Origin of the sequence: Thiorhodovibrio winogradskyi (genome assembly GCF_036208045.1) — a bacterium.
GTDB classification, from domain to species: Bacteria; Pseudomonadota; Gammaproteobacteria; order Chromatiales; family Chromatiaceae; genus Thiorhodovibrio; species Thiorhodovibrio winogradskyi.
The window spans coordinates 2,962,605-2,979,074 of the sequence record NZ_CP121472.1 but is presented as its reverse complement, the minus strand read 5'-3'; the positions used below and the strand labels follow the sequence as shown (position 1 = coordinate 2,979,074).

Genomic DNA, 16,470 nt, shown 5'->3' with positions numbered 1-16,470 from the left:
TAGTCTCATTCGGTAATCAGGCAACGTAAGATTTGTTTCACGGCGTTACGAGCGCGCGCGTTCGGTGTCTGCCGCCACAGATAAAAGGAACAGCCCTTTACAAATTGGACATCCTCAACGCGGCTCAATCATTGGAGGATTTGATGTCCCCTCCTGGAAATCGACTGGAAGCCTTGAAAGGGCATTTTTCTGGTCTTTATAGTATCCGGATTAACAATCAGTGGCGAATTGCTTTCCGGTGGATCGAACCAAGCGCCCACGAAATCAAAATTATCGATTACCATTAGTGTGTGAATGAAAGGTGACAAGATGGTTCCGCGTCATAGACTTGCAACTCATCCCGGGGTTATTTTACTCAAAGAATTTCTTGAACCACTAGGCTTGTCTCAACAGGCATTGGCAACTCATATCGGAATGCATGTCCAAAGCATCAATGAAATGATCAGAGGGGATCGAAGTGTATCTCCTGAAACAGCTTGGCTTCTATCGCAGGCTTTCAATACATCACCGGAGTTTTGGCTTAATTTGCAGACCACTCATGATTTGTCACGTTATCAGCCACAGAATCATGTTCAGCCCTTGGTTCCAATCAGCGCATAGTCAATAAAGTAAGGATAACCGCCTCGGCCAACTCGTAACAATCATTCTCGCAGGCGCCCGTCTCCCGATGACCAGACCAATCAAAGTCTTGCAATTCATCTGCTCCACCGGCTTCTACGGCGCCGAGCGCTGGATTCTCGCGCTGGCCCAATACCTTGACCCAACCCAAGTCCAGTGCGACCTGGCCGTGACGGCCGAATCTCAGAATCCAGACCTGCAACTGGTGCGCGAGTACCAAAGCATGGGCCTGGCCACCCACGCCATCCCCATGGCCGGGCGCTTCGACCCCCAGGCTATCAAACGCCTGGCCAAGCTGCTAACAACCCAGCAGTTCGACATCATTCACACCCACGGCTACAAATCCGACATCCTCGGCATCCTCGCCGCCCGCTGGGCAGGCATCCCCGTCATTGTCACCCCCCATGGCTTCGAGAACGCCAAAGACTTAAAACTTAGAGTCTTCGTCTGGCTCGGATGCAAATTTCTCCGCCATGCCGACCAGGTCGTCCCTCTCTCTCCCCAGCTGATGGACGACAGCCGTCGCCACCGGGTGCCCGAGGCCAAGCTCACCTACATCCAAAACGGCGTCAACCTTCAGGAAGTCGAAGCCATCGCCGCCAAGCCCCAACAGCCCCAACAGCCCAAAGCGTCCAGCGCCAAACAAAAAAAACGCATCGGCTTCATCGGCCAGTTGATCAGCCGCAAAAACATCCGCGAAATGCTCGACATCTTCGAGAAACTGGCACAATCCCGCAGCGATGTCGAACTCATGCTGGTCGGCGACGGCGACGACCGCGCCGCGCTGGAAACCCACGCCAGCCGACTCACATCCGCCGCCGACATCCATTTCATGGGCTTTCGCGATGACCGCCTGGAATTGCTCAAATCCTTCGACCTTTTCACCATGACCAGCACCCTCGAAGGCATCCCCCGCTGCCTGATGGAAGCCGCCGCCATGGGCGTGCCCGTCGCCGCCTACGACATTCCCGGCATCGATCAACTGGTCAAACACCAACACACAGGCTTGCTCGCCCCCTACGGCGACCAAGCCACCCTGCTTAGCCACTGGAACACACTGCTCGACCACCCCGAACAAGGCCAGGACCTCGCCAAAGCCGGCCTGGAATTCGTCCACCAGCACTATTCCGCCAAGCGCATGGCCGAGGAATACACGCAGATCTTCTACCGCGTCCGAGAGGCAGTCCGAGCCTGAGACGCCCGCAACTGCTCTTCTTGCTCAGCATCGACACCAAGGAAAGCTGGGACTGGTCGGACCCTTCCCGGAGCACGACTGGCGGCCTCAGCTGGTATCAGTTTTCCGCCCACCTGCGGCCACCGATGCGAACAAGAATGCGACAACGGATGCGGCTCGATTATGACTCCCGGCGCAAATCAGCAATCACTTCCACCCTCAAACCCGTTTTCGCAGCAATGGTGTCATCATCGAGCAGGTCGAGCAGATTGCGCGCCACCTTGATGATGCCCTCCTCAATGCCTTCCTCCCGCGCCGTATCAAGACAATTTTTCAAGTCCCGATAGTATTTCAAGCTGTCCTCATAGCGTTGAATCTCCTCGCGGCTGAAATTCGCGATTTCTGCCGCAGCGAAGAATTTCTCAAATACTTGTTCACGCAGCGCATCTGGTACCCGGTCAAGCCGATCAAGATGCTTAATCGCGTAGAGCCATTTCTCAAAGCGGTTTTCCAGTTGATCGAGCGTCTTGTTAAACTTTGGCAATTCCAGATAAATAAACGTCAGCTTGTCATAAAAGACCTCATTGGTCACAATATCCTGCAGCTTAATGTCATAGCGGTATTTGCCTGGCTCTTTTTTATCCTCATCAAACACAAAATCCAGAATACCAATGGTATAAACAGCATTGAGCTGAAAATCCCACTTTCCCTTTCGCGCCTGCTGCTGAATCGGAAAAGTCGCATAATAAACGCTACGATCCTTAAAAAAATTCTGCTTCGCCTTTTGCAGCTCGACAATAAACTTCTCGCCCCGCTCATTCTCACAATACAAATCAAAAATCGCCTTGCGATCCAATTGGCCAGAGCCCAACTGTTCATCTTTCAAATAGGTTAAATCAACGATCCGACCCTGCTCCTCCTTCAGCAGCTCATTCAAAAAATCCCGCAGCAAGTCCTTATTCGGTTCCTCGCCAAACAAGCGCTTAAAGCCATAATCAGTGAAAAAGTTTATATAACGGTCAGTCAAATATGTCATATCGATATGCTCCCCCAGATGCGCCCAAGTGGACTTAATCATAAATCTGGCTAGCTGCGTGTTTCAGTTATTGTTGCCACATGCGAGCCCCGGTGCAAGCGACCAAACAAAAACTGTGGAAAGATAGCGTTTTTTAACAAAAACCTTGGCTTTTTAAGAAAAAATGGGCTGCCTCGGCTGCCAATCGCTCTGCGAACGCTTCCAACTACCGGCATTTCTTCTATCGAGACCCGCGCGGGTTGCGCCTGTATCGCGGGTAACGCAGACGGCGGATGCTCTGCTTGTGCCCGCGCAGGTTGCGCCCGGACAAGATGAGCCACTCGAGCAGCTGTTGTTCGCGCTCAAGCATGAAGGGGTCAACCTGCCGGTCCTGATCGCGAACGCTGGTACCAGGGCTATCTGGCCACCTATCTTGAACGCGATGTCCGCAATCTGCTTAACGTCGGCAACCTGCGGGATTTCGACCGTTTTCTGCGCGCCTGCGCCGCGCGTTGCGGACAAACGCTCAATATGTCCGAATTGGGACGCGATGTCGGTGTCTCCGCAACCACCGCGAAACAATGGATCAGCGTGTTGGTCGCGTCGAACCAAATCTTGCTGTTGGAACTCTATTATCGTTCCCAGGGGAAGCGTCTCGCCAAGTTGCCCAAGCTCTATTTCACCGATACCGGACTGGCCGCCTATCTGCTCGGCTTCGCCGCCGCCGAGACCCTACTGGCGGGGCGGGAAGCCGGCGCACTGTGGGAGAACCATGTGGCGATCCAATGGTTGCGTTGGCGCGACTGGCACCAGCCCTCCGCCAACCTCTGGTACTGGCGCGACCAAGCGGGCAACGAGGTGGACCTGCTGATTGAACGCAACGGCGCGCTGCATGCGATTGAACGCAAACTCACCGAACAACCCGGCCCGCGCGACACCCGCGGACTGGCCAAGCTGCGCGCCTTTTACGGCGACCGGGTCGCCACGCGCGCATGGATCGCCTGCACCATGCGACAGTGCCATGAAATCGCACCAGGGGTGGATGCGACTCCAGGGTGGGAAATCTGGGACTTGGATGCCGAATGAGCGATGCCGAATGAGCCGCAGCGGCCAAGTTGTCTAGAAAGGCAGCCCTGTAAGGCATACGTTTGGTTATACTTTGTATAACTAAACGACGACCGTTCAGCCCATGCAGCCGATCAAACAACTCGCTCGTGTGCTCGCGACGCTCTCCAACGAAAGACAGGCCTTGTTCACGCTGGCTGACTTGCGCTCGGCGCTGCCAACGCACCGCCCGGGCGCCTTGCGAGCGGTGATTATGCGCGCCGAGCGCGACGGGCTCCTCATGCGCGTGTGTCGCGGTCTTTATCTTTACCCAGTCGTGGGCAGCAACGACGGTCTGCTTCTCTACCACGCGGCAGCCCGTCTGCGCGCGAGTGTATTCAACTACATCAGCCTGGAGTCAGCGCTCAGCGACGCGGGCGTCATCTCGCAGATCCCGATAAATCATGTCACGCTCATGTCTTCCGGGCGTACCACCACGTTATCATGTGGCGCGTTTGGATCCATTGAATTTGTGCACACAAAAAAACGCCCTGCTGAATTGGCCGATCAACTTATCTACGATGGCCGCTGCCATCTCTGGCGTGCCCCCGTGGAACTGGCACTGCGAGATATGAAGGCAGTGCGCCGCAATCTCGATCTCGTGCAATGGGATGCTGTCGATGACGCTCTTTGATCGTTTGGTAGACGAGGCGCTGCGCCAACAAAGCGATCTGGCGCCCCTGCGCATGGTTGTCGAGAAAGAGCTCCTGCATCACGACATCCTGCGAGAAATGGCCGAGGCGGGGCTACTACAAGCCCTCACTTTTATCGGTGGGACCTGTTTGCGCGCCTGCTATGGCTCGAATCGGTTGAGCGAGGATCTCGATTTCACCGGTGGAACCGAATTTGATCGAGCCGCGCTTGCATGTCTCGGCGATGTTCTCGTCGAGCGCTTACAAGCCAAGTACGGGCTGAGTGTCCGGGTCAGTGAGCCAGTCCGCGACAGCGGTAAGGTCGCCACCTGGAAGATGCGCGTGATGACCCGCCCAGGGCGTCACGATCTGCCAGTCCAGCGGATCAACATCGATATCTGTGCGATTCCGAGCCATGATCGTCGTCCGATGCTGTTGCGCAATCCCTATGGCGTTGATATGGGCACAAGCGGGCTCATTCTGCAGGCCGAAAGCCGCGACGAGATTCTAGCTGACAAGCTGATTGCCTTCGTCTTGCGACCAAACCGAATCAAGCACCGCGACATCTGGGACATTGGCTGGCTTGTTCAACAGGGCACAGAACTCCCGCTGGTGCTGATACCCGCCAAGATCAAGGATCACCAGCGCACCACGCCAGACTTCCTCGCGCGCCTTAAGGAACGCAGACGACAACTGCTTGAGGACGCAGAAATCCAAGCGGGTTTCGTCCGCGAGATGGCTCGTTTTTTGCCCCAAGGGATGATTGCCAAGACACTGATGCAAGAGGCATTCTGGAGCTGGCTAACCGAGCTCATTGCAGATATGTGTAAAAAGACTGAAGCCGCCCTCGACGCATCCGAAACCACCCGATCTTTTCCGATGTAATGAGCACCTCGTGCCCCTCGTTCCAACGCTCCAGCGTTGGAATGCACGCCGGCCGCTCCAGCGGCCAGGATGCAAAAAAAAAATACCAAACAGAACAAACCGCGCCCCGCCGGAGCCTCAGAGCCAGAAGCGCCATAAGAACAGATGAGTACCAAAAGACCCTGTGGCTTGAGCGGGAATCGGGGAGCAAAAAACCAAACAGCCGTGGTGCACACCGCACGGCATTGGCCGCCTGCAAAAAAATGACTCGAGATTTATCTGCTATATTTTCCAGCACGGGCCTAGGGCACCCCGCGCGGGCTGTTCAGCCCCATTCTTCACCAGCCAGCCCGGGATTTTCCAGCTCATGGCGCCACCCATCAAAGTCTTGCAATTCATCTGCTCCACCGGCTTCTACGGCGCCGAGCGCTGGATCCTGGCCTTGGCGCAGTATCTGGACCCAAGCCAGGTCCAATGCGAGCTCGCCGTCACGGCAGAAGCACAAAATGCCGACCTGCAACTGGTCAAGGAATACCAAAAGACCGGCCAGGCCACCCATGCCATTCCCATGTCCAGCCGCTTCGACCTCCGGGCCATCCGTCGGCTGGCGGACGTGCTAACCTCCCAGCGGTTCGACCTCATCCACACCCACGGCTACAAGTCAGACATCCTCGGCATCCTCGCTGCCCGCCGGGCCGGTATCCCCGTCATCGTCACCCCCCATGGCTTCGAGAACGCGCGGGACATCAAGCTCAGGCTTTTCGTCTGGCTGGGGTGCAAGTTCATGCGGTATGCCGACTGCGTCGTGCCACTTTCCCCGCAACTCATGGACGATGCCCGCCGCCACGGGGTACCCGGGGCGCGGCTGACCTACATCCAGAATGTCGTCAACCTAAAAGAAGTCGAAGCCATCGCGCAAAACCCAGCCGCCGCCGCGCCAAAGCAGAAAAAGCGCATCGGCTTCATCGGCCAGTTGATCAGTCGCAAGAACCTCGGCGAAATGCTGGACATCTTCGCCACACTCCGCCAATCTCGAGACGACGTGGAACTCATCCTAGTCGGCGATGGCGAAGAATGCGCAAAACTGCAAGCCCATGCCGCGCGCCTGCCGTGCGCGGCTGATATCCATTTCCTCGGATTTCGCGATGACCGCCTGCAGCTGCTTAAGTCCTTCGATGTCTTCACCATGACCAGTACCCTTGAGGGCATCCCCCGCTGCCTGATGGAAGCCGCCGCCATGGGCGTGCCCGTCGCCGCCTATGACATCCCAGGCATCGATCAACTGATTCAGCATCGCCATACTGGCTTACTCGCGCCCGCGGGCGACAAAGCAGCGCTGCAGGCGCACTGGAACACCTTGCTTGACCACCCCGACTTCGGCCAAACTCTCACCAAAGCCGGCCTGGATTTCGTCCATCAGCAGTATTCCGCGAAACGCATGGCCGAGGAATACACGCAGCTCTTCCAACGCATTCGAGAGGCAATCCGCGCTTGAGCTTTTTGGCAACCCTTTCATATCGACCCAGGATCACCACGAGCAACGTCAGATGCAAATCGCCATAGATCTCCCGGAAGACTTTTTGTGCTTGAAAGATGAGCAGAAAATCCGCAAGGACGTGACGCTAGCTTATGCGCTTCGGCTATTGAAAGCACAACGCATTACCCTTTCCACCAGCCGAATTAAAGATCGTGGCCTCATCGGATAAGAAGAAAATCATGATTCTTGGGGCTGGCCCTTTCCAGATGGCCGCCATCCAAAAGGCAGTGTCCATGGGGCTCCATGTGATCACGGTTGACTATTTACCCGATAACATCGGGCATCAACTTGGGCATCAATACGTCAACTGCAGTACTGTCGATAAAGTGGGTATCGAGCGGGCTGCTCGGGAAAATGCTGTCGATGGAATTTGCACCTTCAGCTCGGATGTGGCGATCCCATCGGTTGCTGCTGTTTGTGACCGCCTGCACTTACCTGGACCGACGCAGGTAGCCGCGGAAACGATGGCGAATAAGCAACGCTTTCGGGCCTTCCTAAGTGGAGCGGGTCTACCCTGTCCAAGGTTCGTCGCTGGCCGAAATTTCACTGAAGTCACGGATGCGTTAAGTCAGCTACACCTGCCGATGATCGTCAAACCCGTCGATACGTCTGGATCACGCGGAGTTTCGCGGATCGACAGCAAGAATCTTCAGCTCGTCGAACGGGCCTTCGAAAAAGCGAAGACATTTTCACACACAAATACGGTATGCGTCGAAGAATTCATCGACGGAATCGAGGTTGGCGGCGATGCCATTTTGCTCGACGGGCATGTGGCATTCATTGCGATCACCCACAAACATCTCGACCAATTTGTCGTTACCGGACACAATCTCCCCACCAATATCTCACCCGAGGATCAGAACCGGGTTACGCAAGCAATTGAGGCGACCTGTAACTCCTTGAACTACGATACTGGCCCCTTGAACTTCGATGTGATCGTATCACCAACTACCGTGACGATCCTGGAAATGAGTGGGCGGAATGGCGGCAATGGAATTCCGGCCGTTATCGAGCGAGCCACCGGTGTCGACGTCGAGCGGGCAACCATTTCCCTCGCTCTAGGGTTATCTCCGACCCTACCCGAACAAGTAAACATCAGACAGGGTGCCGGGTCGTTCGTGTTTGGTGTTGGTTGCCATGGCGTACTAGAATCGCTTACACCGAATGCAGCACTACGGCGCCAGGTGCCAGAAATATTTGACCTATGTTACATCAAGCAACCTGGGGACCGCGTTGAGCCATTCGAGCATAATGGTCAGCTGATCGGTTTTGCGCTGTTTGATTGTCTCAGTTCATCCGAGTATGAGCGACTGACAGCCCATATTCTTGACCATCTTAAGTTGGCCGTTCGTTGCGACTAATGCATTACTGACTTTGGTGCTCGCCATGATGCAAAATGAAGCCCAGGCTCACGATGGATTGCTCGACTATAGTGTCGTTGTACCCGTCTATCGCTCAGAAAAGATTCTGCCTGAATTGCATCGCAGACTGACCGAGGTCATGCGCCAGCTTGACTCCACCTATGAAATTATCTTCGTCGATGACTGTGGACCGGATCGCGCCTGGAGTGTCTTAGAACAGCTCGCTCGGGATGACGTCCGAGTGGTCGCGATACAGCTGATGCGCAACTCAGGCCAAAGCAACGCGACGCTCTGTGGGCTAGCCCACACGCGCGGAGAGAGGGTACTCACCCTAGATGATGACCTACAGCATCCGCCAGAAGAAATCCCTCGTTTGATCGAAGCCTTGTTACCGAATGTCGATGTCGTCATGGGTGTCCCAAAGGAAAAACGGCACCACTGGTTTCGTCGGCTGGGGAGCAGCCTGATGCATGAGGTCAACTGCTATCTACTCGGTAAGGATCCGCATCTGCGCTTCACCAGTTTACGCCTGATGCGCCGCGCCGTGGTCGATGGTCTGCTGAAGCTGCGTACCCTGTCGCCCGCGCTGGGTCCGATGATCAACTCGGTGACCCATCGAATCGTCAATACAACTGTTGAGCATGCGTCCCGCCTAGAAGGCCGCAGCGGCTACACCTTTCGCCGCCTGTTATCGCAAACCATGAGCAATCTCATCGGATATTCCATGCTGCCCCTGCGTTTGCTGGCGCTGATGGGGGCCTTGGGCATCGTGTTGAGTGCGATCTTTGCAGCTATTCTGATCGTCCGCTATTTGACGGGAGGAATCAATGTCCCTGGCTGGACCACTATTGCCCTCTTGTTGGTGCTCATCTCAGGATTCAATTTTTTTGCTTTTGCGATCATTGGCGAATACGTGCTGCGTATTCTGCAACGGGTGAATGCAACACCACAGTATTTCGTCCGCAGTCGCATCACTCAAGCCAGAGACGAGGAGGGTCGGAATGCTGTCGGATGACCTCGTCTATTTGCGCAAGCTTGAACTGACCGACCTTGAACGCACCTGGGTTTGGATTAATGATCCAGAGGTGTATCTGAAGATCGGATCACAGGTTCCGATCTCAAGAACCGCACAACAGAAGTGGTTCGAGCGCCTCGATCAATCGTCCGATAAGATCGTGCTTGCTATCTGCCTCAAGGAAGGCGATGTCCATGTTGGCAATGTCTCGCTCGACAGCATTGAGCCCCGTCACCGAACAGCTCGGCTTTCCATTTTTCTCGGTGAGTCTCAACAACGAGGACACTCGGTCGGTACTCGGGCGATCAAATTGCTATCGGATTATGCCTTCAATTTTCTTAATCTGAATCGGATTTGGTGCAAGGCAACGGCTGGCGACGATCGAGTCTCGCAATTTTATGAAAAACTTGGGTTCAAAATTGAGGGCACGATGCGACAGCATGAATTCATTGATGGCCGTTATGTGGACAAAGTGATTCTTGGGCTTCTGAATTCTGATACTGGGTGTGGAACATAGCCGCTTTTCAAGAATGGTACCTGTTCCGAAGTCACTTATCGTTCGGATTCTAATTGGAAAATGCCCATGAGCATAATCACCAACACAGTGGCGCTGATCCAACTCCTATCAGATGCGCGACGCTCGTCCGCCAATCCTCAAGAAACGGCTAACAAGAGGCTGAAGAAGACCTTGGTCGCCGCAGCCAAGGTGCCTCGCCACCACGCAATCATGCAGAAATCAGGCTACGACCCGCAGCGCGACTTTCGTGGATTGTCCGATTTGGCCATCATGCCAGTGATGAACAAGTCAGATATTCAGAACCGACGAGACGATTTTCTTCAGGCAGGCGCATCAGACCGAGTCGAGCAGTACTTTTCTGATCGAACCTCCGGATCAACAGGTATGCCATTGGTCGTCTATCGATCAAACCGTGAGCGTGACATTCAAATCGCTAAATGGATGCGCGTGCTTTTATTGTCGGGTTACCGTCCAAATGACGTTGTACTGTCGTTTACCTCGCCGGGACGTCTCTCCGAAGGCCGAAGCTTGTTGCAAAATTTTGGGTTGCTTCGGCGAAAGACAGTTGACTACACCTTGTCTCCTGAAATGTTGGCAAATGAAGTTCTCCACTATCGACCAGATGTGCTGTATGGCGTGCGAACAAGTTTTCTCGTACTTGCGGATGAATTTGAGCGTCGCGGTATTCAACCACCTCCTTTAAAACTGCTCGTGGCGGGTGGAGAGGTGATCGATGCGCACACTCGCCAGCGGTGTCGGAGCATTTTTGGCGTTGATATCACCGAAACCTATGGCACGGTCGAGATGGGCGTGATGGCCTATCAGCAGGCTGGCCAAGCCGGTCTCACACTGATTGAGGACTGCACGTTTTTCGAGTTTCTCGATGAAGCAGGCAACCCCGCGAAACCTGGTGAGTTAGCTCGTGTCGTGGTAACTGATCTGCATGGCCGACTGATGCCCTTTATTCGCTACGATCAAGGTGACTTGGCGGTGTACAGTCTGAGGCAGAACGCTGATGGCGAGACGGTGCGAGTGATTGATCAAATTGTCGGGCGCCGGGACGACATTGTTAAGCTGCCGGATGGGCGGTTTCTGACGTACCTCGATTTCTATGAACTGGCGGACGACTACCTTGGATTGCAACAAATCCGAGTGACGCAACGCGCGCCTTTATCTTTTCTGATTGAGTTGGTAACTGATGACAATTATCTGCGCCAAATTCGTGAAGAATTGACTCAGCGATTGATTCGCTTGAGCGAATCGCCGCTGGAGTTCGAACTGCGGCGGGTCGAGGCGATCACGCCCGATGCGAGCGGTAAGCGGCGGATGTTGATTGCGATGGGTGACGGTCGCAAATGGCACAACTGACTCGATCCAAGTTGACTCCAATAACCTCTGGTTTGCTGGCCTCGATTGCGCCAGCCGAACATTTCTATATCGGGTTGGTCGGCGACGTCTACCTGCGCTTGGTTGGATTCCGCTGCGCAATATGGGCTGTCTTTGGGTGCAGTGTCGCGACATGTTGAAGCCGGAATTCTTTGTCACGAATATCAAGAACTATCGTTTGATCCTGCGTCACCGCAGCCCAGGTTATCTGCCGGGAACCCTGGTTCGCGGGATGCAAGTTCAACTCGGCGGCCTAGGACGGTAAAGCTGTGCTGCGCATGTTTGTACCACTGATCCGACGTGCCATTTACTGGGGCTTACCGCCACTGATTCTGTTCCTGATCTACCGGAGGATTGACCTTGAACAACTACTCGAGTTGGGCCGGAGCGCCAACCCAGGGCTGATTGGTCTGGGTGTCTTAATGATCATACCCCTTATATTCCTTGGCGCCATGCGCTGGCATCAATTGGCGCGTGGCTACGATTGCACGCGCCTGAGCGGTAGCCAGAGCTTTCGTGCTTACTGGTTTAGTCTGGCGCTTGGCGTGTTCACCCCGGGATCCCTGGGCTCGGATGTCTACCGCATCGCTCTAGGCGGGCGCCAAACTGGCCGTTATCTGCGGGGCGCCTTTGTCATTGCCGTGGAGAAAGTTGCGGCATTGCTTTCTTGTGTCATGCTGATCACCGCCATTTACCCGTTTCTGACCTTCACCAGCGTGTCAACCGAGTTAGAATCGATCATGCGGTTGGCATACCTGGCTCTGTTGCTTGGAATCCTGACATTGCTTGTGCTGGGCTTCTCCCTCCGCAGCCGAATCGGCGTCAAGTTTATCCGTGGCATCTGGTCAAGGATCACCCTGTTGGCGAACCGGGCCGTCAAGGCGATTCCAGGCCCAACTGCGGACATCGATGAGATGTCGGCTGATCCGCGCATCCTTTTTCAGGCACTGGTTTCTGTCCGTATTGCAGCCCCGCTAATCCTGCTATCCGTTACGATTCATGTAATTGGTGCAATTCAAGGTCAAATCTTCCTGCAAGCACAGGGATACGATCTGCCATTTCTAGTCAACCTTTTCATTGCACCACTCAATGTCCTGGTGTTGACCCTTCCGATCACGGTCGGCGGGGTTGGTGTCCGCGAAGGTGCATTTGTCCTATTTTACGGCGCTTTCGGCGTACCAACCGATACTGCTCTTTTGATCAGTCTTTACTCTTTTATTTCCGTTCTGTTTGGTCATACCATCGGTGGGTTGATCTTTCTGACCGAACGTTATTTTCCCATAACATCGGATCATCCAGAGAAATGAATCTGGTGCTCGATATCTAGGAGTAACAGATTCAATGAAAGCATTGATCTTAGGCACTGGATCAGCGCAAGTTGATGCCATTCGCTATCTCAAGGATGCGGGTTGGTGGGTGATTGGCTGTAGCTATCGTCCTGAGGGACCGGGACTCGAATTGGTCGATCAGTTCGAGTTGTCTGATATCACGGATATCAATCGTTTGGAAAGCATCGGGCGGCATCATCATGTTAGCCTAACCCGGCAAAGCCGGAACCAAACAGGCGTGATCGACTATCGTTTGGGGTAGGCAGACAAACGTTGGAGCACGGCGATGAACCTCTTTGTCGAACAGCATCAAGATGAGATTGGCTGTGTGCTGTCGTGCTTCGACCGCGTTGTGATGATCGGCACCTTTCCCGACATCTGTCACGCCAACGCCATGGCGGGCTATCTTGGGGCCCACAACATCCGCCTGTTCGACTACACCCAATGGGCCGAACCGCTGCGCGAAGAACTCCGCGCCAATGCCGAACGGCTGGCTGCGGAATCCGGCATCGAAATCGAATTCATCCGCAAGCTCAAGGCTATTAAGCGCGGCGATCCCCGCGATTATTGGAATGTTGCTCCTACTGCTGACCCATCGTCTATGGGTGCAGGTATTGCCAAATGAGCGTTCCTCCGGGATACCTGGATTTATTACCTCTAGCCTCCGCGCCTTCGCCATGCTCGACGCCGGCACCCTACTCAATCTGATCGCGCTGTCGGTCCTTTTCCAGGCGGCCGACATCATTGCATGCTTTCTGTTGGCCGAGGCTTTAAGCATCCAGCTCGATCTTGCAACATTGTTCGTGGTGATGCCTGTCACTTATCTCATCACGTTACTGCCCATCTCGCTGGGCGGGCTCGGCATTCGCGAAGGTGTGCTGGTCTTACTGCTTGGCCGCGTCGGCATCAGCGTCAGCGATGCGGTAACGTTCGCGTTCCTGATTCATTTCAACCGCATGTTGGTTGGTGGCAGCGGCGGCCTCTGGCATTTGGCGGAAACAGGCATACAACATGGTCACCAGAAACGCTAGAGAAATCATTTATGACCAGTATCCCCTTTAACAAACCCTACATGACCGGTAAGGAGCTCTGGTACATCGCTCAGGCACATGCCAACGGCCATCTCGCTGGAGACGGAAGCTTTACGAAACGCTGTAGCGCCTGGCTGGAAGAGCGCACCGGGGCGCGCGCAGCACTCCTCACGCACTCCTGCACGGCGGCTCTGGAGATGGCGGCAATTTTGGCTGGCATTGAGTCGGGCGACGAAGTCATTATGCCGTCCTATACCTTTGTCTCCACGGCCAATGCGTTTGTGCTGCGCGGAGCTGTGCCAGTCTTTGTCGACATTCGGCCGGATACGTTAAATATCGACGAGTCACTGATTGAAGCCGCTATTACCGAAAAGACCAAAGTGATCGTTCCGGTTCATTACGCGGGTGTTGGTTGCGAGATGGATGTGATCATGGAAATTGCCGAACGCCATGGTCTATTGGTCATTGAAGACGCGGCCCAAGGGATGATGGCCAGCTACAAAGGGCGGGCATTGGGCAGCGTAGGGCATCTTGGCACCCTGTCTTTCCACGAAACCAAGAATATTATCTCTGGCGAGGGCGGGGCCTTACTGATCAACGACCCTCACCTTGTCCAGCGGGCGGAAATTATCCGTGAGAAAGGGACCAATCGATCACAATTTTTTCGAGGGGAGGTTGATAAATACACCTGGGTGGATATGGGATCGTCCTATCTGCCCGGGGAACTCATCGCCGCCTTCCTCTGGGCGCAGATGGAAGAGGCTGACGCCATCACCCAGCGGCGGCTGGGGATATGGAACCACTACCATCGTTGGTTCGCCGCGTCGGAAACGGCTGGCATGTGCGTTCGTCCTACAATACCGATATCATGCGTTCATAATGCGCACATGTATTATTTGCTCCTCGCAAACTTAGAGGCGCGAACTGAATTTATCGAGCGACTCAAAAAGCAAAAGATCCATCCTGTTTTTCACTACATTCCACTTCACAGCGCTCCTGGTGGTGAGAATTTTGGCAGGGTGCACGAGCCGCTAACTCATACAAACAGCATTTCTGACCGCATCGTTCGGTTACCCCTGTGGATCGGTCTGGAAGACTATCAGGTGGAGCTTGAACGGTCGATTTCGAGTGTGTTGGCGGAACTCGGCTGACGGCGAGGAAACATCATGTTTATTGCGTTGAAAAGGCTACGAGCAACCACTTTGTATCTGGTGACTGCATTCTGTCTTGCAGGTTTGTATTTGTTTTTTATTTATCCGACACCAGAGTTTCCAATTTATAATAAAGATGACGGTGCGCTATTCGTGACCATGGCATTAAATATGGTCAATCTTGGCCGGTACACAGTCGATACCTTCCCTTATATTGAGTACGGCAGGCATGCGACCTGGCCTCCTGTTTTTCCTGCTTCATTAGCGCTTGTCATCGCATTATTTGGCCATAGCTGGTGGGCTATTAAATTGCTGATGGTTAGCTTTGCCGGTGCGGCTCTTTCTCTTTTGTTTGCGCTGTGGAGTGATGAGCGGGAGGGGCGTGCCGCAGTGTTTATCACGGCTCTGTCACCCGCGTTTTTTCTTTTTGCCCATCACCCGATGTCGGAGCTTGCGTATTTGTGTCTGATCGCTGCGACCTTAATGCTGTTGAGCAAGACGCGTCATTGGCGGATGGCCTTGCTGGCGGGCGCCGTGGCATCGATGGCTTTTTTTACTCGCGGCTACGCTGTTACCTTTGTTCCTGCGGCAATATTGTATTTCGCATTGCAACGTGAAATCTCTTTGAGGGAGCGGCTGTTATCGGCGCTCGCCTTTGCAGTCCCGCTAGTTTTATCAATTATATTTTGGAAGTTTTATACAGGCTACATCGTCGCCAATTATCCGGTCGATGCCATTACCTCGCACTTTGGTACGGGCTCAGGCATGCTAGGCTCTCTTTTTCGTGATCCTGTCAGTTATTTGCAGCGTTTTTGGTGGCAGGATGTGCGTTTTACGTTGCCGCTTTTTGTGCCGGCGATATCTCTTAAAACGGCTTTAGCCAACGATTTTCTGGCTGTCATCTCCGGCATGATTTTGTTGTGTTGTATCATTGGCTGGTTGCGCTGTCTTTTTCTCCGGCGCGGTATCTTGGAGATATGGCTTCCAATCGCGATAGCCTTCCTATTTGTTCCTTCAAACGCGTCTTTCCGTTACTGGTTTACGTTTTTACCTTTTCTCATTTATTATTTTTTGCAATTCGCGAGCTTGCTGGATGGGCGTGCGTGGCTGCCGATAAAATTTTTTAGCTATGCGCGATTCTCGCTCTTTTTATCGATGGGTTTTGGTCTTGCTTTGCTTTTATTTATGCCGGACAATTTGCGTTATATTGAATCCTCCTGGAAGGACTTTGGAAACGTAGCGCAGTGGGCAGGGAAACATTTACCAGCTAATTCCGTCGTCATTGAAAGATGGGGCGCCCAATTTTATGCGAGTAGTGGTATTTTCGCTATCAATCCGGAGAATTTTGGCGAACGCAGAGATGAGGTTTTATCCACTGCAAGTGAAATTTTTGTACTCTGCAGTTCTGCGCACAGCATCTGCGAAAATATGAAAGTCGGAATGACTGTCTACAGCGCGGGATCTTATGAGCTCAAGAAATACGGAGAATAACGGTCTTACACAATAACTCGCAAAAATTGGCGCCTTGGGTTATTTTTCCGTGGTCTGGTTCATCATTCGCAAGTAGCTCGTTTGAAGTGGATCCCATAAACTGGAAGGCAAGATACATTCATCTTGGCGAGGACAAGGCCCTTTGACTCGAGATTTATCTGATATATTTTCCAGCACAGGCCTACGGCACCCCGCGCGGGCTGTTCAGCCCCATCCATCACCAGCTAGCCCGGGAATTTCCAGCTG

At 53.8% G+C, this 16,470-nt stretch carries 19 protein-coding genes; 18 read left to right on the top strand and 1 reads right to left on the bottom strand.

All coding sequences use genetic code 11. The features are described 5' to 3' along the window. Positions 1-32 precede the first annotated feature (32 nt). The 3 genes from Thiowin_RS13520 (at position 33) to Thiowin_RS13510 (ending at position 1,813) form a co-directional block, all read left to right on the top strand. Positions 33-287, top strand: coding sequence for a type II toxin-antitoxin system RelE/ParE family toxin (locus Thiowin_RS13520; RefSeq protein WP_328983532.1), 255 nt, complete (start codon positions 33-35; stop codon positions 285-287). Between the two features lie 7 nt (positions 288-294). Further along, on the top strand, positions 295-600 hold the full coding sequence (locus Thiowin_RS13515; RefSeq protein ID WP_328983531.1) for a HigA family addiction module antitoxin: 306 nt from the start codon (positions 295-297) through the stop codon (positions 598-600). A gap of 67 nt (positions 601-667) precedes the next feature. Then, the gene (locus Thiowin_RS13510) at positions 668-1,813 is read left to right on the top strand and encodes a glycosyltransferase (RefSeq protein WP_328983530.1); all 1,146 of its coding nucleotides are present in this window, start codon (positions 668-670) and stop codon (positions 1,811-1,813) included. A 160-nt stretch (positions 1,814-1,973) separates the two neighbouring features. On the opposite strand, the gene Thiowin_RS13505 is transcribed toward Thiowin_RS13510, so the two are convergent. After that, entirely contained in the window at positions 1,974-2,828 is an 855-nt protein-coding gene (locus tag Thiowin_RS13505) for an Rpn family recombination-promoting nuclease/putative transposase (RefSeq protein WP_328983529.1), read from the bottom strand. Between the two features lie 399 nt (positions 2,829-3,227). On the opposite strand from Thiowin_RS13505, the gene Thiowin_RS13500 reads away from it, so the two are divergent. The 15 genes from Thiowin_RS13500 (at position 3,228) to Thiowin_RS13430 (ending at position 16,224) form a co-directional block, all read left to right on the top strand. Then, positions 3,228-3,893 carry an ATP-binding protein gene (locus tag Thiowin_RS13500; RefSeq protein ID WP_328988078.1) on the top strand — a complete coding sequence of 222 codons (666 nt, stop codon included), beginning with the start codon at positions 3,228-3,230 and terminating at the stop codon, positions 3,891-3,893. 103 nt (positions 3,894-3,996) lie between these two features. Further along, positions 3,997-4,545, top strand: coding sequence for a type IV toxin-antitoxin system AbiEi family antitoxin (gene abiEi, locus Thiowin_RS13495; protein WP_328983528.1), 549 nt, complete (start codon positions 3,997-3,999; stop codon positions 4,543-4,545). Next, positions 4,532-5,428: a nucleotidyl transferase AbiEii/AbiGii toxin family protein gene (locus Thiowin_RS13490; protein WP_328983527.1), complete on the top strand. Its 897-nt coding sequence runs from the start codon at positions 4,532-4,534 to the stop codon at positions 5,426-5,428. The genes abiEi and Thiowin_RS13490 overlap by 14 nt, the downstream gene beginning before the upstream one ends. A gap of 346 nt (positions 5,429-5,774) precedes the next feature. Beyond that, positions 5,775-6,902: a glycosyltransferase gene (locus tag Thiowin_RS13485; RefSeq protein ID WP_328983526.1), complete on the top strand. Its 1,128-nt coding sequence runs from the start codon at positions 5,775-5,777 to the stop codon at positions 6,900-6,902. Between the two features lie 52 nt (positions 6,903-6,954). Beyond that, on the top strand, positions 6,955-7,113 hold the full coding sequence (locus tag Thiowin_RS13480) for a hypothetical protein (RefSeq protein ID WP_328983525.1): 159 nt from the start codon (positions 6,955-6,957) through the stop codon (positions 7,111-7,113). Then, on the top strand, positions 7,097-8,305 hold the full coding sequence (locus tag Thiowin_RS13475; protein WP_328983524.1) for an ATP-grasp domain-containing protein: 1,209 nt from the start codon (positions 7,097-7,099) through the stop codon (positions 8,303-8,305). Before Thiowin_RS13480 ends, Thiowin_RS13475 begins: the two co-directional genes overlap by 17 nt. Further along, on the top strand, positions 8,271-9,320 hold the full coding sequence (locus tag Thiowin_RS13470; protein ID WP_328983523.1) for a glycosyltransferase family 2 protein: 1,050 nt from the start codon (positions 8,271-8,273) through the stop codon (positions 9,318-9,320). Before Thiowin_RS13475 ends, Thiowin_RS13470 begins: the two co-directional genes overlap by 35 nt. After that, a complete protein-coding gene (locus Thiowin_RS13465) occupies positions 9,307-9,837 on the top strand; it encodes a GNAT family N-acetyltransferase (RefSeq protein WP_328983522.1) in 531 nt (176 codons plus the stop codon). The genes Thiowin_RS13470 and Thiowin_RS13465 overlap by 14 nt, the downstream gene beginning before the upstream one ends. Positions 9,838-9,903: 66 nt before the next feature. Continuing rightward, positions 9,904-11,205: a phenylacetate--CoA ligase family protein gene (locus tag Thiowin_RS13460; RefSeq protein ID WP_328983521.1), complete on the top strand. Its 1,302-nt coding sequence runs from the start codon at positions 9,904-9,906 to the stop codon at positions 11,203-11,205. Positions 11,206-11,501: 296 nt separating this feature from the next. Further along, positions 11,502-12,530 (top strand): lysylphosphatidylglycerol synthase transmembrane domain-containing protein, encoded by a 1,029-nt coding sequence (locus Thiowin_RS13455; protein ID WP_328983520.1) that lies wholly within the window; start codon positions 11,502-11,504, stop codon positions 12,528-12,530. Positions 12,531-12,564: 34 nt separating this feature from the next. Further along, positions 12,565-12,813, top strand: a complete 249-nt coding sequence (locus Thiowin_RS13450; protein WP_328983519.1) for a hypothetical protein — start codon at positions 12,565-12,567, stop codon at positions 12,811-12,813. 24 nt (positions 12,814-12,837) lie between these two features. Further along, entirely contained in the window at positions 12,838-13,176 is a 339-nt protein-coding gene (locus Thiowin_RS13445) for a hypothetical protein (RefSeq protein WP_328983518.1), read from the top strand. Next, positions 13,124-13,582: a lysylphosphatidylglycerol synthase transmembrane domain-containing protein gene (locus Thiowin_RS13440; RefSeq protein WP_328983517.1), complete on the top strand. Its 459-nt coding sequence runs from the start codon at positions 13,124-13,126 to the stop codon at positions 13,580-13,582. Before Thiowin_RS13445 ends, Thiowin_RS13440 begins: the two co-directional genes overlap by 53 nt. Before the next feature lie 11 nt (positions 13,583-13,593). Further along, positions 13,594-14,733 (top strand): dTDP-4-amino-4,6-dideoxygalactose transaminase, encoded by a 1,140-nt coding sequence (gene rffA / locus Thiowin_RS13435; RefSeq protein WP_328983516.1) that lies wholly within the window; start codon positions 13,594-13,596, stop codon positions 14,731-14,733. Between the two features lie 15 nt (positions 14,734-14,748). Beyond that, positions 14,749-16,224 carry an ArnT family glycosyltransferase gene (locus Thiowin_RS13430; RefSeq protein WP_328983515.1) on the top strand — a complete coding sequence of 492 codons (1,476 nt, stop codon included), beginning with the start codon at positions 14,749-14,751 and terminating at the stop codon, positions 16,222-16,224. The last annotated feature ends 246 nt before the right edge of the window (positions 16,225-16,470 follow it).